The organism is Planococcus sp. TJ-201 (assembly GCF_058268495.1).
In genome coordinates this window covers 66,082-84,446 of record NZ_JBZDOG010000005.1, presented here as the reverse complement: position 1 = coordinate 84,446, position 18,365 = coordinate 66,082, and the positions used below count along the sequence as shown (strand labels likewise).

18 protein-coding genes and 1 other annotated feature are annotated in these 18,365 nt (G+C 45.8%); of the genes, 17 read left to right on the top strand and 1 reads right to left on the bottom strand.

What is annotated here, in order from left to right:
• Positions 1-50 precede the first annotated feature (50 nt).
• From AC4EG4_RS13060 to AC4EG4_RS12995, 14 genes are all read left to right on the top strand, one after another.
• Positions 51-1,019, top strand: a complete 969-nt coding sequence (locus tag AC4EG4_RS13060) for an ABC transporter ATP-binding protein (RefSeq protein WP_490979680.1) — start codon at positions 51-53, stop codon at positions 1,017-1,019.
• Entirely contained in the window at positions 1,016-1,654 is a 639-nt protein-coding gene (locus AC4EG4_RS13055; RefSeq protein WP_490979681.1) for an ABC transporter permease, read from the top strand. The genes AC4EG4_RS13060 and AC4EG4_RS13055 overlap by 4 nt, the downstream gene beginning before the upstream one ends.
• Before the next feature lie 11 nt (positions 1,655-1,665).
• On the top strand, positions 1,666-2,568 hold the full coding sequence (locus AC4EG4_RS13050; RefSeq protein ID WP_490979682.1) for a glycine betaine ABC transporter substrate-binding protein: 903 nt from the start codon (positions 1,666-1,668) through the stop codon (positions 2,566-2,568).
• Between the two features lie 222 nt (positions 2,569-2,790).
• A complete protein-coding gene (locus AC4EG4_RS13045; protein ID WP_490979683.1) occupies positions 2,791-3,939 on the top strand; it encodes a thiolase family protein in 1,149 nt (382 codons plus the stop codon).
• A gap of 28 nt (positions 3,940-3,967) precedes the next feature.
• Entirely contained in the window at positions 3,968-4,738 is a 771-nt protein-coding gene (locus AC4EG4_RS13040) for a 3-hydroxyacyl-CoA dehydrogenase (protein WP_490979684.1), read from the top strand.
• A gap of 13 nt (positions 4,739-4,751) precedes the next feature.
• Positions 4,752-5,900 carry an acyl-CoA dehydrogenase family protein gene (locus tag AC4EG4_RS13035; protein ID WP_490988074.1) on the top strand — a complete coding sequence of 383 codons (1,149 nt, stop codon included), beginning with the start codon at positions 4,752-4,754 and terminating at the stop codon, positions 5,898-5,900.
• Positions 5,901-6,884 carry a CaiB/BaiF CoA transferase family protein gene (locus AC4EG4_RS13030; protein ID WP_490988073.1) on the top strand — a complete coding sequence of 328 codons (984 nt, stop codon included), beginning with the start codon at positions 5,901-5,903 and terminating at the stop codon, positions 6,882-6,884.
• A complete protein-coding gene (locus AC4EG4_RS13025; protein ID WP_490979687.1) occupies positions 6,881-8,497 on the top strand; it encodes a long-chain fatty acid--CoA ligase in 1,617 nt (538 codons plus the stop codon). The genes AC4EG4_RS13030 and AC4EG4_RS13025 overlap by 4 nt, the downstream gene beginning before the upstream one ends.
• Positions 8,498-8,693: 196 nt before the next feature.
• Positions 8,694-8,928: a binding site (T-box leader), on the top strand.
• A 63-nt stretch (positions 8,929-8,991) separates the two neighbouring features.
• Complete coding sequence (gene trpD / locus AC4EG4_RS13020; RefSeq protein ID WP_490979688.1) at positions 8,992-9,984, top strand: anthranilate phosphoribosyltransferase; 993 nt, start codon at positions 8,992-8,994, stop codon at positions 9,982-9,984.
• Entirely contained in the window at positions 9,981-10,754 is a 774-nt protein-coding gene (gene trpC / locus AC4EG4_RS13015) for an indole-3-glycerol phosphate synthase TrpC (RefSeq protein WP_490979689.1), read from the top strand. The genes trpD and trpC overlap by 4 nt, the downstream gene beginning before the upstream one ends.
• Positions 10,751-12,547 carry a tryptophan synthase subunit beta gene (gene trpB / locus AC4EG4_RS13010; RefSeq protein ID WP_490979690.1) on the top strand — a complete coding sequence of 599 codons (1,797 nt, stop codon included), beginning with the start codon at positions 10,751-10,753 and terminating at the stop codon, positions 12,545-12,547. Before trpC ends, trpB begins: the two co-directional genes overlap by 4 nt.
• Positions 12,544-13,314, top strand: coding sequence for a tryptophan synthase subunit alpha (gene trpA, locus AC4EG4_RS13005; protein WP_490979691.1), 771 nt, complete (start codon positions 12,544-12,546; stop codon positions 13,312-13,314). Before trpB ends, trpA begins: the two co-directional genes overlap by 4 nt.
• Positions 13,315-13,334: 20 nt before the next feature.
• The gene (locus AC4EG4_RS13000; RefSeq protein ID WP_490979692.1) at positions 13,335-13,925 is read left to right on the top strand and encodes a DNA-3-methyladenine glycosylase; all 591 of its coding nucleotides are present in this window, start codon (positions 13,335-13,337) and stop codon (positions 13,923-13,925) included.
• A gap of 69 nt (positions 13,926-13,994) precedes the next feature.
• Positions 13,995-14,516, top strand: a complete 522-nt coding sequence (locus tag AC4EG4_RS12995; RefSeq protein WP_490979693.1) for a type 1 glutamine amidotransferase domain-containing protein — start codon at positions 13,995-13,997, stop codon at positions 14,514-14,516.
• Positions 14,517-14,623: 107 nt separating this feature from the next.
• On the opposite strand, the gene AC4EG4_RS12990 is transcribed toward AC4EG4_RS12995, so the two are convergent.
• Entirely contained in the window at positions 14,624-15,427 is an 804-nt protein-coding gene (locus AC4EG4_RS12990; protein ID WP_490979694.1) for a GNAT family N-acetyltransferase, read from the bottom strand.
• Between the two features lie 215 nt (positions 15,428-15,642).
• Between AC4EG4_RS12990 and AC4EG4_RS12985 the strand changes: the two genes are divergently transcribed.
• The 3 genes from AC4EG4_RS12985 (at position 15,643) to AC4EG4_RS12975 (ending at position 18,176) form a co-directional block, all read left to right on the top strand.
• Complete coding sequence (locus AC4EG4_RS12985) at positions 15,643-16,569, top strand: manganese-dependent inorganic pyrophosphatase (RefSeq protein WP_490979695.1); 927 nt, start codon at positions 15,643-15,645, stop codon at positions 16,567-16,569.
• A gap of 149 nt (positions 16,570-16,718) precedes the next feature.
• Positions 16,719-17,429: a DsbA family oxidoreductase gene (locus AC4EG4_RS12980; RefSeq protein WP_490988072.1), complete on the top strand. Its 711-nt coding sequence runs from the start codon at positions 16,719-16,721 to the stop codon at positions 17,427-17,429.
• 108 nt (positions 17,430-17,537) lie between these two features.
• Positions 17,538-18,176 (top strand): FMN-dependent NADH-azoreductase, encoded by a 639-nt coding sequence (locus tag AC4EG4_RS12975; RefSeq protein ID WP_490979698.1) that lies wholly within the window; start codon positions 17,538-17,540, stop codon positions 18,174-18,176.
• Positions 18,177-18,365: the final 189 nt, after the last annotated feature.

Sequence of the window (18,365 nt, the reverse complement as noted above, 5' to 3'; positions counted from 1 at the left end):
TAGAGGGTATAAAAAAGCTAGGCTGAAAGAATCAGAAAGGAGCGGATGCTATGATTCGATTTGAAAATGTCACAAAGCGCTTTCAGGATGGAACGGAAGCTTTAAAAGACATTTCACTCGTACTCCCCACTCACGAATTGACTGCCATCATCGGTCCCAGTGGGTGTGGAAAAACAACTTTGATGAAAATGATTAACAAACTGGAAAAACCGACTACCGGAAGCATCTATATCGATGAAAAACCCATTAATGGAATGGACGAAGTACAATTACGGCGTTCGATCGGCTATGTTATTCAACGCATTGGGCTTTTTCCTCATATGACCATTTCGGACAATGTAGCACTCGTCCCTAACTTGCTCCAATGGACAAAAGAAAAAAAAGAAGAGCGGGTACGTGAGTTGCTCGAGTTAGTCGGCCTGGACCCAGCGACTTATATGGACCGCTATCCCCTCGAATTAAGTGGTGGACAGCAGCAGCGTGTGGGAGTCGTACGAGCACTTGCTGGAGACCCGAACATTGTGTTAATGGACGAACCTTTTTCTGCACTCGACCCCATCAGCCGGGAACAGCTGCAGGACGAACTCCGAAACCTTCAGCAAACTATCAATAAAACCATTGTTTTTGTAACGCATGATATGGATGAAGCGTTGAAAATTGCAGATTCCATTATTTTGATGCGCGATGGGCAAGTCGAACAGGCAGGAACGCCGCAGCAATTGATTGACAACCCCGCCAATGAGTTTGTTCGCAACTTTATTGGTGTCGAGCGCATTAATCAAAAACGGACATTTGGGGAAAAAAGGCTGTTGGAATTTCTGGGCTTGTTCAAAACGGAATGGTCTGGAGACGCTGAGGAAATTACAGCAGATTCTACTATTGAAAAAGCTTTTTTTCAGCTGGATCACAGCAGTCAAAATCATTTGGCCATCATTCAAGATGGGCGTATTGTGGCATACGCCACTGAACGTGATTTATTAAAAGCCGCACTTGCTAAGGAAACGGGGGCACTGGCATGAGAAATTTTCTGGATACCCTTGTCAGCCGGCAAGACATGATTCTCAGTGCGTTATTGGAACATATTTACTTGTCATTTGTAGCCGTGGCCATTGGCATTGCGATTGCATTGCCTCTGGGAATTATCATTACCCGCTATCGGCGCTACGCTGAACCAATTATTGGTGTGACTGCAGTTTTCCAGACCATTCCAAGTCTTGCCTTGTTCGGCTTCTTGGTGCCGATTTTAGGAATTGGTTCACCAACTGCATTGATAGCACTCATTATTTACGCTTTGCTGCCGATTTTGCGAAATACTTATGCTGGAATTGCGGGTGTCGATGGTTCAACTATCGAAGCCGGCAGGGGAATGGGAATGACTCGGATGCAAATTTTGCGCCAAATCGAGCTGCCCTTAGCATTGCCGTTTATCATGGCCGGTGTACGGACTGCGACCGTATTGACGGTTGGAATCGCGACGCTTGCCACATTCGTTGGAGCAGGTGGATTGGGTGACATCATTTATCGCGGCCTGCAATCGTATAACAACTCGTTGGTATTAGCTGGTGCACTTCCGGTTGCTTTACTGGCAATTGGATTTGATCAAATATTAAAGTGGATTGAAAAAAAAGCCACGCCAAAAGGCTTGAAAACATAGGGGGAATTAAAATGAAAAAAACAGCATTAGGTATTTTAATGGCTGGGACTGCGGTCATTGCTGGATGTGGATCAGGTGGAGATGCATCGGAACCGCTTGTAATCGGAGGTAAACCATGGACAGAACAGTACATTTTGCCCCATATTCTTGGGCAGTACATTGAAGCGAATTCGGAATACACAGTGGAATACGAAGATGGCCTTGGGGAAGTGGCAATTTTAACACCCGCGCTAGAAGACGGCGACATTGATATGTACGTAGAATACACAGGCACGGGTCTGAAAGATGTTTTGAAGGAAGAATCCGTGCCCGGGCAGTCTTCAGAAGAAGTGTTGGAGATTGTTCGAGCAGGCTATGAAGATACTTTAGGAGCGACTTGGCTGGAACCGCTTGGATTTGAAAATGGCTATACGTTGGCATTTTCAAAAGACAGTGGTTATGACGCCGAAACATATTCGGACTTAGCGGAACTATCGCAATCGGAAGACATGCGTTTTGGCGCACCGCACCCTTTCTATGAGCGCCAGGGGGACGGGTTTGATGACCTTGTTGCGACGTATCCATTCGAATTTTCTGCTACCGAAAGTTTTGATCCAGCCATCATGTACGAAGCTGTTCAAAGTGGAGAAGTAGATGTTATTCCAGCCTTCACAACAGATAGCCGCATTGAATTGTTCGATCTTGCGACAACAGAGGATGATCTTTCATTTTTCCCGAAATACGACGCAGTACCGGTCGTGCGAATGGAGACACTTGAAGAATATCCAGAACTTGAGGAAGTACTGAGCGGATTGGCAGGGCAAATCAGCGAAGAGGAAATGCTGGCCATGAACTCACGTATTGATGTAGACCAGGAAGTAGCTGCTGACGTTGCTCGTGAGTTCCTTATTGAAAAAGGGTTAATTGAAGAATAAGAAATGATTCCGTGGCTTAGGCTGCGGAATTTTTTTGATTGAAATATCGGAAACGCGGCAAAGAGCACCGCATGTCTTATGGCTGTTAGGGGTGCATAGGTGTCTCCATTTTTCTTGTGGCATTTGTTAAAGGGTTCTTGTACAATAATTGTAATGAGTGAATAGTCATTCAATTCCGATAAATGAAAGCGGATTCAAAAAATAAGAGATGAGGTGAAGTGCATGAGAGAAGTGGTAATTATAGAAGGAGTTCGTTCTCCGGTAGGAAGAAGAAAAGGTCTCTTTGCCTCGACGCGCCCAGATGAATTGGCTGCTTTTGTGTTGGAAGAACTAGTACAGCGTGCTGGGGTAAAAAAAGGAGATGTTGAAGATGTTGTTTTAGGCTGTGTTTCTCAGTCGGGTGAGCAAGGCGGAAATATTGCGCGCACTGCAGCATTGATTGCCGGGTTTCCTGATTACGTGCCAGGAGTAACGATCGACCGCCAATGCGGATCGAGCCAGCAAGCCGTACATTTCGCCGCGCAAGCGATTTTAGCAGGAGACATGGACATTGTTATTGCAGGTGGTGTCGAAAGCATGACACGTGTCCCGATGTTCTCCAATATGCAAGGAATATTACCAAGTAAAAAGCTGACGGATCAATACGAAATTATCAATCAGGGACTATCTGCAGAACGCATCGCTGAAAAATGGGGATTCACCCGTGAGCAGCTTGACGCTTTTGCGGTGCAAAGCCATGAACGCGCTCAACATGCTATTCAGGCAGGGTGGTACGAACGTGAAATTGTCGCTATTGAAACGAGAGACGAAAACGGGGAAATAAAAATAGCAGCTGTGGATGAAGGGCCGCGTCCTGGAACAACGCTGGAAGTTCTGGCTGGATTGAAGACTGTTTTTGATGACAAAGGTGTAATTACTGCTGGCAATGCCAGCCAAATGAGTGATGGTGCTTCAGCTGTGCTATTGATGTCAGCTGAAAAAGCACGTGAACTCGGATTGAAGCCGAAAGCGCGGATACTGGCGCGTACAGTGGTCGGTTCTGATCCGACTTTAATGCTGACAGGTCCGATAGCGGCCACAAAAAAAGTGCTGGAAAAAGCAGGACTTGAAATCGGAGACATGGATCGTTATGAGGTGAATGAAGCATTTGCACCGGTCCCGCTTGCCTGGTTGCGTGATATTGGCGGAGATCCCGAAAAGTTGAATGTCAACGGAGGAGCTATTGCGCTCGGTCATCCACTTGGTGCGACGGGAACCAAGCTGTTGGTGTCGTTGATGCATGAATTAGAACGCTCAAATGGCCGCTACGGTCTGCTGGCAATCTGTGAAGGAATGGGTATGGCAAACGCTACGATTATTGAAAAACTTTAAAACGTTTTGAAATCTAAGGGGGATGACAATGGAATTTTCACAGATTAAAGCAGTGGTTACGGGTGGGGCATCGGGACTTGGAGAAGCGACAGTACGGCGTATAGCAGAAAGTGGCGGAAAGGCGGCTATTTTTGATTTGAATTCGGAACGGGCAAGAGCACTGATTCAAGAGTTAGGCGAAGAATCGGTTATTTACAAAGAAACTGACGTAACGAATGCAGGGCAGGTCGAACAGAATATCAGTGAAACGCTGGAACAGTTTGGTGGCATTGATTTAGTTGTCAATTGTGCAGGCATCGGTACGCCGGGAAAAGTGTTATCCAGAGGTACACCGATTGCTTTGGATCAATTTGAAAAAGTCATCAAAGTGAATTTAGTTGGCAGTTTTAACGTTATTCGCATTGCGGCAGCAGCTATGCAGAAAAACGAACCGAACATAGAGGGTGAACGGGGAGTCATCATTTCGACTGCATCTGTTGCAGCTTATGAGGGTCAAATTGGCCAAGCGGCTTACAGTGCATCAAAAGGGGGCGTGGTATCGATGACATTGCCCATTGCCCGAGAACTTGCGAGAGATGGGATTCGTGTCATGGCGATTGCACCTGGTTTGATGGAGACGCCGATGGTCGAAGGCTTGCCGGATGCGGCAATTGCTTCATTATCGGCAGCAGTGCCATTTCCGGCGCGTCTCGGAAAACCTGCTGAATACGCACAATTGGTGGAAAGCATTACAGAAAACCCGATGCTGAATGGCGAAACGATTCGACTCGACGGAGCAATCCGGATGCAGCCAAAATAAGGGAGATGAAAGAATGGCGAAATACCGTTTTGAAGAAGAAGAGCATGTGATGTTCCGCAAATCGTTGCGAAAATTTTTGGAGAAAGAAGCAGTCCCGAATTATGACCAATGGGAAAAAGATCGCCTAATCCCCAAGTCATTCTGGAAAAAACTTGGTGATATGGGTTTCTTGAGTCCCCAGGTAGAAGAACAATATGGCGGCCTTGGCCTTGATTTCCGTTACGCCGTTGTTATTGGTGAAGAAATGGAGCGTGTGGGTGCCAGTTTGACAGGAGTTGGCCTGCACAATGACATTACTGTTCCTTATATTGAAGCGTACGGAAACGAAGAGCAAAAGCAGCGCTGGCTGCCGGGCTGTGTTTCGGGAGATCATATCACAGCCATCGCCATGACAGAGCCCGGAGCAGGATCTGACCTCGCAAATATATCAGCTACAGCGGTACGGGATGGTGACACCTATATTGTCAATGGCCAGAAAACCTTTATTACCAACGGCATCAATTCGACGTTGGTGCTGGTGGTCGTAAAAACCGATCCAAAGGCAGAACCGAAACACCGGGGGATTTCTCTTTTGATGGTAGAAGAGGGGACACCTGGCTTTACGAAAGGGCGTAAGCTCGATAAGGTAGGCCTTCATGCACAGGATACGTCCGAACTGTATTTTGAAGACTGCGTCGTCCCTGCTTCGAATTTAATTGGCGAAGAAAATAAAGGCTTTACCTATTTGATGGAAAAACTGCAGCAGGAGCGGCTGGTAGTCGCATTAGCGGCACAGGTGGCTTCTGAGGATATGCTTGAAATGACGTTGGAATATGTAAAATCGAGAAAAGCATTCGGCAAGCCGATTGGCTCGTTTCAGAACTCGCAGTTCAAACTGGTGGAAATGGCGACGGAAATCGAACTGGGCCATTCATTCTTGGAATCATTGATTGAAGACCATATGGCTGGAAAAGATATCGTTTCCAAGGTATCGATGGCAAAATACTGGCTGACCGACACAGCCAAAAAGATTTCTGGTGAATGCATGCAATTGCATGGTGGATATGGATATATGGAAGAATATAAAATTGCGCGCCGGTACCGGGACATTCCGGTAGCTGCAATCTATGCCGGTTCCAATGAAATCATGAAAACCATTATTGCCAAGCGGATGGGGCTGTAAATGAAAAATGCGCTAAAAGGTGTACGGGTCCTGGATGTTAGTTATTATGTTCCGGGGCCTTATGCGGGAATGCGGCTTGCTGAACTGGGTGCGGAAGTTATTAAAATAGAACCGCCAGAAGGTGACCCTGCCCGCTATATGAGCGGAGGGCACGTCCATGTGGCGAACAACCGTGGCAAAACGATTGTTCATATCGACTTGAAATCTCCGGAAGGCCGTCTGGAAATGCTGGATTTGGTCAAAGGTGCAGATGCGCTGATTGAGACGTTCCGGCCGGGTGTCTTGAAGAAGCTGGGTTTGGATTATGACAGCCTAAAAACGGTTAAGCCGGATTTGGTTTATTGCTCGCTATCAGGTTATGGCCAAACAGGTGAAATGGCGGAATTGGGAAGCCATGACTTGAATTATATGGCTTTGTCCGGTGCCTTGGATCAATTAAGCGATGCTTCTGGCAGGCCCATTCATCCGACGAATACCTTCGCTGATTTTACTGGAGGTTTGATCGCTTCGGAACAGCTGCTTGCTGCGCTATTGAAAAAGTTCCGAACCGGACAGGGGCAATATCTAGATATTGCATTGGCTGAAGTTATGGCGGAATTTCTTGGCAATCATGATGCTTATTTTGAAGCTGGCATATCGGAAAAGGGCATTCCAGAAATTGGCGGTGCTCGGGTATGTTATGCCATTTATGAAACAAAAGACAGGCGCTGGTTAACTTTAGGAGCGTTGGAACATAAATTTTGGCAAGCTTTTTGTGATTTTTTCCAACGGTCAGAGTGGTTGGAGTGGGCTGGGAAACCGGTAGGAAGTCTCGAACACCAAGAAGTGGCAGCATTTTTCAAATCAAAAGACTGGCAGGAATGGTACCGGCTATCACTCAGCGTGGATGCTTGTCTTACACCTGTATTGAAGGCTGATGAGCGGCACAAGCACCCGTTTTTCATTGAGCGAAATAAAACGAAGAAGGAGTCGGATGTGACATGATGGATTCGCCGTTATTATTATCATCTTTCGTAAAAAGAGCAGAGCGCTACTTTCCAGAAAAATTGATTGTTTCACGGACTGGAGAAAATATGATTCACCGTATTCCTTATAAAGAATTTGCGGTACGCACCCGCAAATTGGCCGCAGCTTTAAGCAAAATCGGTATGGAGCGCGGTACAAAAGTTGGAAGTTTTGCCTGGAATCATCACCGCCATCTGGAACTGTACTTTGGGGTGCCTGGTGCTGGCGCTATTTTACACATGATCAATATCCGGCTGTCTCCCGAACATATCGCTTATGTCATCAATCATGCAGAAGATGAAATCCTAGTGGTTGATCACGATTTGTTCCCGTTAATTGAAAAGTTGGCGCCAATGCTGAAAACGGTCAAACATTTTGTTGTCATGAAAGACGGGACAGATTTGCCGGACATCTCACTTGAAAATGTCCATTCATACGAAGAGCTGCTGGCGGCTGAGGATGGCAGCTTTGAATTCCCTGAAGATCTGGATGAAAACACACCGGCGGGCATGTGCTATACGTCGGCGACTACCGGAAATCCAAAAGGGGTCGTCTACACACATCGGGGGCTGGTGCTGCACAGCTATGCCCTCGGCATGTCCGACGCAATGGGCTTGTCTGAACGCGATATTGCATTATCGATTGTCCCGATGTTCCATGCCAATGCATGGGGACTGCCGTTTGCAAGTGTCCTGTTCGGCACTACGCAAGTACTGCCGGGACCAGGGTTTGCTCCGGGCATGCTGCTGGATTTGATTGAATCAGAAAAAGTCACGTTGACTGCCGGTGTCCCAACTATCTGGCTAGGCGTCTTAAAAGAGTTGGAAGCAAATCCGCGCAATATTGAAACGTTGCGGATGATCATCTGCGGGGGATCGGCTTCACCGAAAGGGTTAATCCGGGCATTTGAAGAAAAATACAATGTGCCTTTTGTCACCGGCTATGGCATGACGGAGACTTCACCACTTGTTAGTTTGGCTATTACGACTTCGACTATGGCGGATATGACGATGGACGAGCGGATCGAACGCCGGTCAATGGCGGGATTACCGATGCCGGGGCTGGAAGTGCGGATTGTGAATGAAAATGGGGAAGCTCCTTGGGACGGTGAAACGATGGGAGAATTGAACGTCAAAGGTGCATGGATTGCCGATGAATATTATAAGGATGAACGGACGGAAGACGCTTTTAAAGAGGGTTGGCTTTATACGGGAGACATTGCCGTCATTGAACCGGATGGCTACATCAAGTTGACGGATCGAACAAAAGATTTGATCAAGAGCGGGGGAGAATGGATTTCTTCTGTTGATTTGGAAAATGCGCTGATGACCCATGGCTCTGTTTTTGAAGCAGCTGTTGTCGCGATTCCCCATGAAAAATGGCTCGAACGTCCGCTTGCTTGTGTAGTCCTGAAAGAAGGCTATGCTGAAGATGAAGCGATGAAATCGGAATTGCTGACATACCTGGAGAGTCAATTTGCCAAATGGTGGGTTCCGGACGATGTGGTCTTTTTGAAAGAAGTGCCGAAAACCTCAGTCGGAAAATTTCTCAAAGCGGCTTTGCGAAAAGAACTGGATGGCTATTACCAGTGATTCATGTTTGTTCAAGCACAAGTGTCCAGAGAAACTGGCTACTGGTGCTTTTTTTGCCCGTCGGACCTCTACAGGTGCTTCTGCATTTCTTTTACTTGACAGAATAAACAAAACCTTTTAAGATTAGGGTCACTTGTTGTACGAGAAGCAAGTCCTTTTGAGAGAAGAGCCTAGAAAAGACCAGAATAGAAGAGTGTATAAATCGAGGATTGAGACGAGTAGGCAGGGAGATTCATTTAGAGAGTCAGCGGCTGGTGCAAGCTGATTGGATAAACTGCGCGAATGGACTTAGGAGAGCTGGCCTGAAAGCGGAAGCGAGTAAGGGAGACGTAAGCCCTGCGTTAAAGGGAAAGGCGAAGAGCCTGTTTAAGTGAGTGCAAAAGTTTATTGCATTAATGCGTGGTGGTACCGCGGTTTTAACCGTCCCCGCAATCAGATGATTCATCTGGTTGCGGGGATTTTTGTATTCCAAAACAAGACGAGGAGAGATCAGGATGAGCAGAGCAGAGAATATGAGCGAACAATTAATGTATGAAAAATCGTTGGAAATTCTGGACGGTACAATAGATGAGCAACAGATTAAAAAGTTTTTATCCGATTTGCATGAAAAAGGTGAAACGGCAGATGAATTGGTCGGTTTGGTTAAAGCAATGCGTGAAAAAGCAGTGAAACTTCCTGAAATAGAAGGAGAACTGGTCGATGTTTGTGGAACTGGGGGAGACCGATCCTACAGTTTTAACATCAGCACATTGACCGCTTTCGTTTTGGCGGGCTGTGGGTTGACCGTTGCGAAGCACGGCAATCGCAGTGTTTCCAGCAAGACCGGCAGTTCCGACGTGTTGGAAGCATTGGGCATTTCGACAAAAGCCGATATTGCTTCAATTCCGGCAATGTTGGACCAGACGGGGATTGCTCTTTTATTTGCGCCTGCAATCCACCCGGCACTTGGTGGTTTGCGCCGAATCCGCAGAGAAATTGGAACTCCGACAATCTTTAACTTGGTTGGACCATTGGCAAATCCATTGCCCATTACGGTTCAAATGACCGGTGTTTATCGCTTAGACATGTTAGAGCCAATGGCGGATGCGCTCATTCGGCTGGGCAGAAAAAAAGGGGCATTGGTTCACGGTGCGGGCGGATTGGATGAATTGTCGCTTGCCGGCACCAACGAACTGATCGTCTTCGATGAGCATGGCAAACGCAACATGACAATCCATCCAAATGAAGTTGGCTTGGAAGTTGCGCCGATTGAAGCGATTCGCGGCGGAGACCCAGAGCGCAATGCTGAAATTTTTATGGATGTTTTATCAGGAATAGACAGCCCTTACTTGGATACGGTGGCACTGAATGCAGGAACAGTTCTGTATGTCAGCGGCAAAGCCGGAACTGTAGCGGAAGGCGTGCATCAGGCAAAAGCATCAATTAAATCAGGTGAAACCGCGCGTGTCTTTGACTTGCACCGGTTAGCAGCGGAGGTATTTGTATGACGATATTGGATAAAATCATTGCAACCAAACATGAAGAAATAAAAACGTATAAACCGCTAGAGCCGAGCACTATCACTTTTCCGGAAAAATCAAAATTGCTGCAGCGTTTGCAGAAAGGGAATGGCGTGATTTCAGAAATAAAACGTGCATCCCCATCTAAAGGCGATATCCAGACAAGAGTGGATGTCGTAGCTCAGGCAAAAAAATACGAAGCAGCGGGAGCGGCAGCTATTTCCGTGCTCACCGATGAAACGTATTTTAAAGGATCCATTGATGACCTGCGCAAAGTGGCGCAAGCCGTTTCAATTCCTGTGTTATGCAAAGATTTCATGGTCAGCGAAATTCAAATTGACCGTGCGCAACATGCTGGAGGAACCATTATCCTGCTGATTGTTGCGGCGCTCGAAAAACAAGAGCTGCACAGCCTTTATCAGTATGCGGTGTCCAAAGGGCTTGAAGTTTTAGTGGAAGTCCATGACGACGAAGAACTGAAGATAGCTTTGGAGCTGGATGCCAAGCTGATTGGCGTCAATAACCGCAACCTGAAAACCTTTGACGTTTCGGTTGAACGGACGGCGCAATTGGCAGAGAAATTTCCATTTGACGGCGAACGGGTGCTGATCAGTGAAAGTGGAATGAATACCAAAGAGGATGCGAAGTTCGCATATGCCAGTGGCGCTTCCGGAATTTTGGTGGGCGAGGCATTAATGCGATCTGAAGATCCGGGCAATTGGATTCGTCAGGCAACAAGTGAGGAGGCAGTCCAATGACGAAAGTGAAAATTTGTGGTTTGAAAGAAGAGCAGCATGTTCAAGCGGCGAAGCGGGCAGATGCCATTGGTTTTGTGTTCGCTCCAAGTAAGCGCCAGGTGACAATTGAACAGGCGGCTGAATTGGCCAAACACATTCCGGTAGATGCCGATAAAATTGGTGTGTTCGTGAATGCTTCTTTGGAAGAAATAGAAGATACGATTGCGCGGGTTCCACTGACGATGGTTCAGCTGCACGGCGATGAGCCGGATGAGTTGATCACAGCAATTCAGGTGCCGGTTATTCAAGCGTTTTCCATCCGCTCGAAAGAAGATGCTGACAAATTGGGCAGATCCATTGCTGATTATGTGCTGGTAGATGCTCCGGGCACTGATTACCGCGGGGGAAGCGGCAAGGTATTTGATTGGTCTCTGCTTGATGGAGCGGATATCGATCCATCACGTCTCATCGTGGCGGGTGGATTGAATCCAGAAAATGTTCACGCAGCGATTACACAGACAACACCATATATGGTCGACGTTTCAAGCGGTGTTGAAACAGATGGCCGTAAAGATACAGTGAAAATCCAGAAATTCATAAAACGAGTAAAGGATGATTCGATGGAACAGACAATAGAGAAAGTTGGATTTTTCGGCAAGTACGGCGGACAATTTGTGCCGGAAACTTTGATGAAAGCCGTTAAAGAATTGGAAGATGCTTATAACGAAGTAAAAGAAGATCCAGAATTCCAAAAAGAATACCATCATTATTTGTCCGAGTACGTTGGACGTGAACAGCCGCTGACATTCGCTCAGCGTATGACAGAATCATTGGGTGGACCGAAAATTTACTTGAAACGGGAAGACTTGAACCATACGGGTGCCCATAAAGTGAACAATGCGATTGGGCAGGCCTTGCTCGCTATGCGCATGGGCAAACGCAAAATTGTCGCAGAAACCGGAGCGGGCCAGCACGGTGTAGCAACAGCGACAATCTGTGCATTGTTTGATTTGGAATGCGTTATTTTTATGGGAGAAGAAGACATTAAACGCCAGCAACTGAATGTTTTTCGGATGAAACTTTTGGGTGCGCGTGTGGAAAGTGTCACAAAAGGCAGCTCGACGTTAAAAGATGCGGTCAATGAAGCCTTGCGCTACTGGGTTTCTAACGTGGAAGATACGCATTACTTAATCGGCTCGGCTCTAGGGCCGCACCCATTCCCAACGATGGTACGCGATTTTCAACGCGTTATTGGTGATGAGACAAAACGCCAGATTTTGGAAAAAGAAGGGCGTTTGCCTGATGCTATTTTGGCATGCGTAGGCGGCGGCAGCAATGCGATCGGCATGTTTTATCCATTCATTAAAGATAAAGACGTTCAATTGATCGGTGTTGAAGCAGCTGGCCAAGGTGTAGATACAGAAAAGCATGCTGCGACCTTAACAAAGGGATCAGAAGGTGTACTTCATGGCGCGATGATGAAATTGCTGCAGGATGATGCAGGGCAAGTACAAGAAGCGCATTCGATCTCTGCTGGACTGGACTATCCTGGAATTGGGCCAGAACACGCGTATTTAGCGGATATCGGCCGTGTTGAATACCGGTCGATTACAGATAAGGAAGCACTTGATGCAGTCATTAGCATGTCCCGTCTGGAAGGAATTATCCCTGCTCTTGAAACAGCGCATGCCATTGCAGAGGCAGAAAAGCAGGCTAAGACGATGACAGCTGATCAGATTTTGATCATTTGTGTATCAGGCCGTGGCGATAAAGACATAGCTACCTATGCCGAGCAATTGGAGGGACTGTCATGAAACGATTGGAACAGCTCAAGAGTTCAGGAAACAAAGCGTTTGTTGCCTACATTATGGCAGGAGACGGCGGTCTTGACCGTTTGAAGGAGCAAGTACAATACTTGCAGGGAGCAGGGGTGACGGCCATCGAAATCGGCATCCCGTTTTCTGACCCAGTAGCGGATGGGCCAACAATCGAAGCAGCAGGCAACCGCGCCTTAAAACAAGGCGTGACGCTGCAGAAAGTGCTGGAAGAAATGCAAACCTGGACTTTCCAGATTGAAATTCCGCTGCTGATTATGACTTATTTGAACCCAGTGCTGAAATTTGGAGTGGAACGTTTTGCATCTGAAAGCGGTAAAGCGGGCGTTTCAGCTATCATCATCCCAGATCTTCCTTATGAACATAAAGAGTTGGTACAGCCCCATGTAGATAAAGAAGGCATCAAATTGATTCAGTTGGTAACATTGACGACAACTGATGTGCGGCTGGATGATATTTTGAGTGGAGCAGAAGGTTTTGTTTATGCAGTAACGGTCAAAGGCATAACAGGATCACGTGACGAAATGTCGGAAGATGTGAAAGCCTTTATGCGCAAAGTCCGAGACAAAAGTCCGGTTCCGGTTTACGCTGGATTTGGAATTTCAAAAAGCAGCCATGTCGACATGCTGCGAGATGATGTAGACGGTTTTATTGTTGGCAGTGCTATAGTGGAAGCTTTTAACGATAATCGAATTCACGAACTCGAACCGCTTATCCAGGCAGTGACCGCCATCCATTCGGTATAATGCCGGGAGGAGGAGATATTATGTTTACACCCGTCGCTGAAGAATTTTTTCATGCTCCGACATTGGAGTTGTCTCGCAACTTGCTTGGCCAAATTTTGGTCCATGAATTGCCGGAAGGCGTCGTTGCGGGACGCATTGTGGAAGCCGAAGCGTATATGGGTGCAGAAGATCGGGCGGCCCATAGCTTTGGCAATCGCCGTACCAAGCGTACAGAAATTATGTTCGGAAAACCTGGACTCATTTATACGTACCAAATGCACACTCACACATTGATCAATGTCGTCAGCGGACCACAAGATACTCCGCGCGCGATTTTGATTCGTGCAGTGGAACCGGTAGAAGGCATTGAACTGATGGCGAAACTGCGCGGCGAGCACATGCCAATGAAAAATTGGACCAGCGGACCGGGCAAACTGACCAAGGCAATGGCTATTACAATGGACCATTACGGCAGCCATTTTTCTGAGAAGCCGCTTTATATTGCGCAAGGAGATCCTGTTCATGCCGTATCGGTCGGACCGCGCGTCGGTATTGGCAATTCGCTTGAAGCAGTCGACTATCCGTACCGCTTTTGGGAGACGGAAAATCCATTTGTCTCGAAATTTCGCTAGTTTTGTGTTTAATGTCATCTTTTGGTGGAATACTGAAAGAGAATGATTAAACAGAAGGAGTGGTAGAAAGTGGCAAAAATCGCAACTTTAATTACAGACATGTTCGAAGATGTGGAATATACAGATCCATCGAAAGCGTTTAATGATGCGGGTCACGAAGTCTTCACTATCGAAAAAGAAGCAGGCAATGAAGTGACAGGCAAACAAGGTGAAGCTGTTGTCACAATCGACAAAGGCATTGACGAGGTCAGCCCAGAAGATTACGATGCGCTTTTCTTGCCAGGCGGATTTTCTCCAGACCAATTGCGTGCAGATGATCGTTTTGTGGCATTCACAAAAGCATTTATGGATGCAAAAAAACCGGTCTTTGCAATTTGTCATGGCCCTCAGTTATTAATTACGGCTAAAGCATTAGAAGGCCGCAAAGCAACAGGCTTTAAATCGATTCAAGTCGATATGGAATATGCAGGAGCTACTGTAGTCGACGAAGAAGTGGCAGTGTGCCAAGATCAATTGGTTACTAGCCGCCAGCCGGATGACTTGCCGGCATTCAACCGCGAGTCTCTGCGTTTGCTGGAAAAATTAGCTTAACGTGAATAAAACCCGAATCAGCTAAGCTGGTCCGGGTTTTATTGTGGGGAAATTTTGTGATGATTAAAGCCCATTGAAAAAGAGCGTGGTTCTTACACGCTCTTTTTCTAATCCAAAAACTTCGCTAAATAAATTTCATTATGGGGCTTGCCATTAATCATCATAGATTTTTGGCGAATGCCTTCAGATTCAAAGCCTGCTTTGTCATATAGCTTGCGTGCCGGTTCATTTTCTTCAATAACTGCCAGCTCAAGTCGGCTGATGCCTTTTTCTTTGGCCCATGCTTCTGCTTTATCGAGCAACGATTTGGCAATTCCTTTGCCCTGTGCTTCTTTTTGAAGACCGAGATCGATAGTGGCGCGGTGTGCAGCGCGCTTTGCGTCATTGCCCATGATCATCAAATAGCCAACATGCTGGCCGTTTAGAATGGCAATAATGATGGTTGAGTGCCCGCTTTGTTTCCATTCAATGATTTGTTTTCGGACTTTTTGGGTGGATTGTGTCCGTTCGTCTTTTGCGTACAACATGTAATCAGATTCGGATTCGACTGCTTTCTGCAAGGCGGCGAGAGAGCGCGCATCCCCGTGCTCAGCTATTCGAATCAGCAGGATGTCCTGATCTTCTTCGTCATGGCCATTGCCGTTGCCATTTGAAAGGTCGATCCGATCAAAAACAACAAAGCGATCCGGCTCAACATCACTAACAAAATAACCGGCATCTACCCATGCATGAAAGTGCTTGGCTGGTGCTTTCGTCTTTTTCCACCAGCTTTTATTCAAGTAGGCGGCATTAGGTAAATTTTGGCCCATAATTTGTTCGATTTCAGAAAATGTTAGTTTTATTGAGGGATTTGTCGCTCCAGAGAAATAATCGGCCAGAGGAATGTATTTCTTTTCCAGTAAAATGGTCATGGGCATCGCTTCCTTCCACCTAACTTTAAATTAGTTAGTCATATTATACCATTAGTATGTGCTATTGTACATGATGAATTTATAAAATACAGATAATTCTATAAACTTTATACTCTTTTAGATTTATTTCTATTGGATGTCAGTTCAATTTTTTCAAATGCTGTACTTATGATAGAATAAATACAGAAACTAAGTTTTACAGGGGGCTATTATTTATGTCAAAAGTTTTAGTATTAGGTCATAAAAATCCGGACACTGATTCAATTTGTTCGGCCATTTCATACGCTTACTTGAAGAATGAAATGGGCATGGTGGCTGAGCCAGTTCGTTTAGGTGAAGTAAACAATGAAACTTTATTCGCTTTGGAGACGTTCAAATTTGATCAGCCGCGTTTGGTGACGCAGGTTGCTAAAGAGGCTGCACAAGTCATTTTGGTGGATCATAATGAACGGCAGCAAAGTGCAGAAGACATCAATGAAGTTCAGGTGATTGAAGTAGTGGACCACCACCGTATCGCCAATTTTGAAACGACGGATCCGCTTTTTTTCCGCGCAGAGCCTGTTGGCTGCACAACAACCATTATCCTGAAGCTATTTAAAGAAAATGGTGTGGAAGTACCAATGAATATTGCCGGATTGATGCTTTCCGCGATTATTTCAGACACCCTTCTTTTCAAGTCACCAACCTGTACCGCGCAAGATGTTGAAGCCGCTAAAGAATTAGCGCGCATAGCGAATGTGGATGTACAAAATTACGGCCTGGACCTATTGAAAGCCGGAGCGGATCTTAGCAACAAAACATTAGAAGATTTGATTTCATTGGACTCAAAAGAATTTGAAGCAGGCGATCGCCGATTTGAAGTTGCTCAAGTTAATGCAATTGATGTAGAAGAAGTCATGGTCCGCCAAAAAGAGCTTGAAGTGCTAATGGAAAATGCCATCTCTGCTAAAGGTTTGGATCTTTTCGTATTTGCTGTTACGGATATTCTAAACAACAATTCAGTGGCCATCGTTCTGGGTGAACGAGCGGGCATTGTCGAAGGTGCTTTTAAAACGAGTGTAGTTGATAACCGTGTCCTGTTGCCTGGCGTCGTATCACGCAAAAAACAAATTGTTCCTGTCATTACAGAAGCATTAAGCTGATTCCCTATAGGGAGTCAGTTTTTTTGTGGTTCCGTGATGCGCTTAATTTCTCTCAGGTCTAACACGATCGCCTCCGCTTTTCTTTCCACAGGCAAAAAAATTGAGCGCTGTTGTTTTCGTTGCTATAGTTAATGGCGAGGTGGATAACTATGAAAATTGAAGTTTGGTCAGATTATGTATGCCCATTCTGCTATATAGGCAAGAGAACTTTGGAAAACGCGTTGGTTCAGTCAGGCTTCGAAAGCCAGGCAGAAGTTTCGTTCAAGGCTTATCAATTAAATCCGGACACACCCATTGATTCTGCTGTCCCAACTTATGAAAGTTTGGCAAAGAAATTTGGGAAAACGATTGAAGAAGCAAAAGAGATGACTGAAGGAGTGGCGCAGCATGCCCGTTCTGTTGGTTTGGAATATGATTTTGATAACATGATGGAAGCCAATACATTGGCTGCTCACCGGTTAGTGAAGTGGGCTGAAACCAAAAATAAAGATGCAGAACTGACTGAACAGCTTATGCATCAATATTTTATTGAAGCAAAAAATGTCGGCAACCACAGGATCTTATTGAATATCGTGGAAGCAGTCGGACTATCAAGCAGCGAGGCGCAACAAGTGCTGGAATCGGATCAATTCATGGCGGAGGTTCAGCTTGATATTGCCGAAGCTGGCCAAATTGGCGTACAAGGCGTCCCGTTTTTTGTGGTAAACCGCAAGTATGCAATTTCGGGTGCGCAGCCGTTGGAAGCATTTGTTGAAGCGTTGGAACAAATTGCTGAAGAAGAAGGAATTCGTCCTAAGTTAAAGCCATTGGGTAAAAAGAAAACGAGTTATTGCACAGGCGATTCTTGCGATGGGGTATAACAGGGAGGCAGAGTAATTGACTTTTACTCTCTATTTTCTTAAGATGATAAAGTGCTTTTAATTTGAGATAAATAATTTTAATATAATTATAGAAGGAGTTTTAACTTAATGACAAATGTTTTAGTAGTAAAAGCAAACAACCGCCCTGCATCTGAAGGGGTTTCCAGTAAAATGTACGAAGTATTCATGGATTCTATCGGAATGGGCACTGAGCTGGACGTTCATACATTTGATGTGTTCAAAGAAGACATGCCGTATTTTGGCCAGGATTTCTTTGATGCTATGCAAAAATCAGCACAAGCTGAAGAAATGACGGATTTGGAACAGCGCATTCTAACGGCAGCCAATAAAGCAATGGATGCATTCATGGACGCTGATGTTGTCGTATTCGCATTCCCATTATGGAACAAAACAATTCCTGCGCCATTGCAGACATTCATCGATTACGTTTACCGCGCAGGCGTAACATTCAAGTATACAGCTGAAGGCCCGGTCGGTCTTGTACCTGAGAAAAAAGTCATCATCTTGAACGCACGCGGCGGAGTTTATTCATCACCTGAAATGGCTCCTGCTGAAATGAGCGTTAACTACATTCGCTTGATCATGGACTTCTTTGGCATCACTGACATCGAAGAAGTGATCATTGAGGGACATAATATGTACCCGGACCGTGCAGAAGAAATCGTTGCTGAAGGCATGAAACGCGTAGAGCAATCTGCAAATGCTTTAGTAAAAGTACACGCCTAAGTTTTTAAATAAAGGACTGCCCTCTAAGGGTGGTCCTTTTTTTCGTTTGGACAGTAGACTTGGAGTAGTGGACAGTAAATGAGCGGCAACGGACAGTATTTTTGAAAATTGGCCAGTATTTCGTCCGATCTGAACAGTCTATCCAAAAAATAGGAAACTTGATGGCTGCTAATTTGATTAGGATTCTTC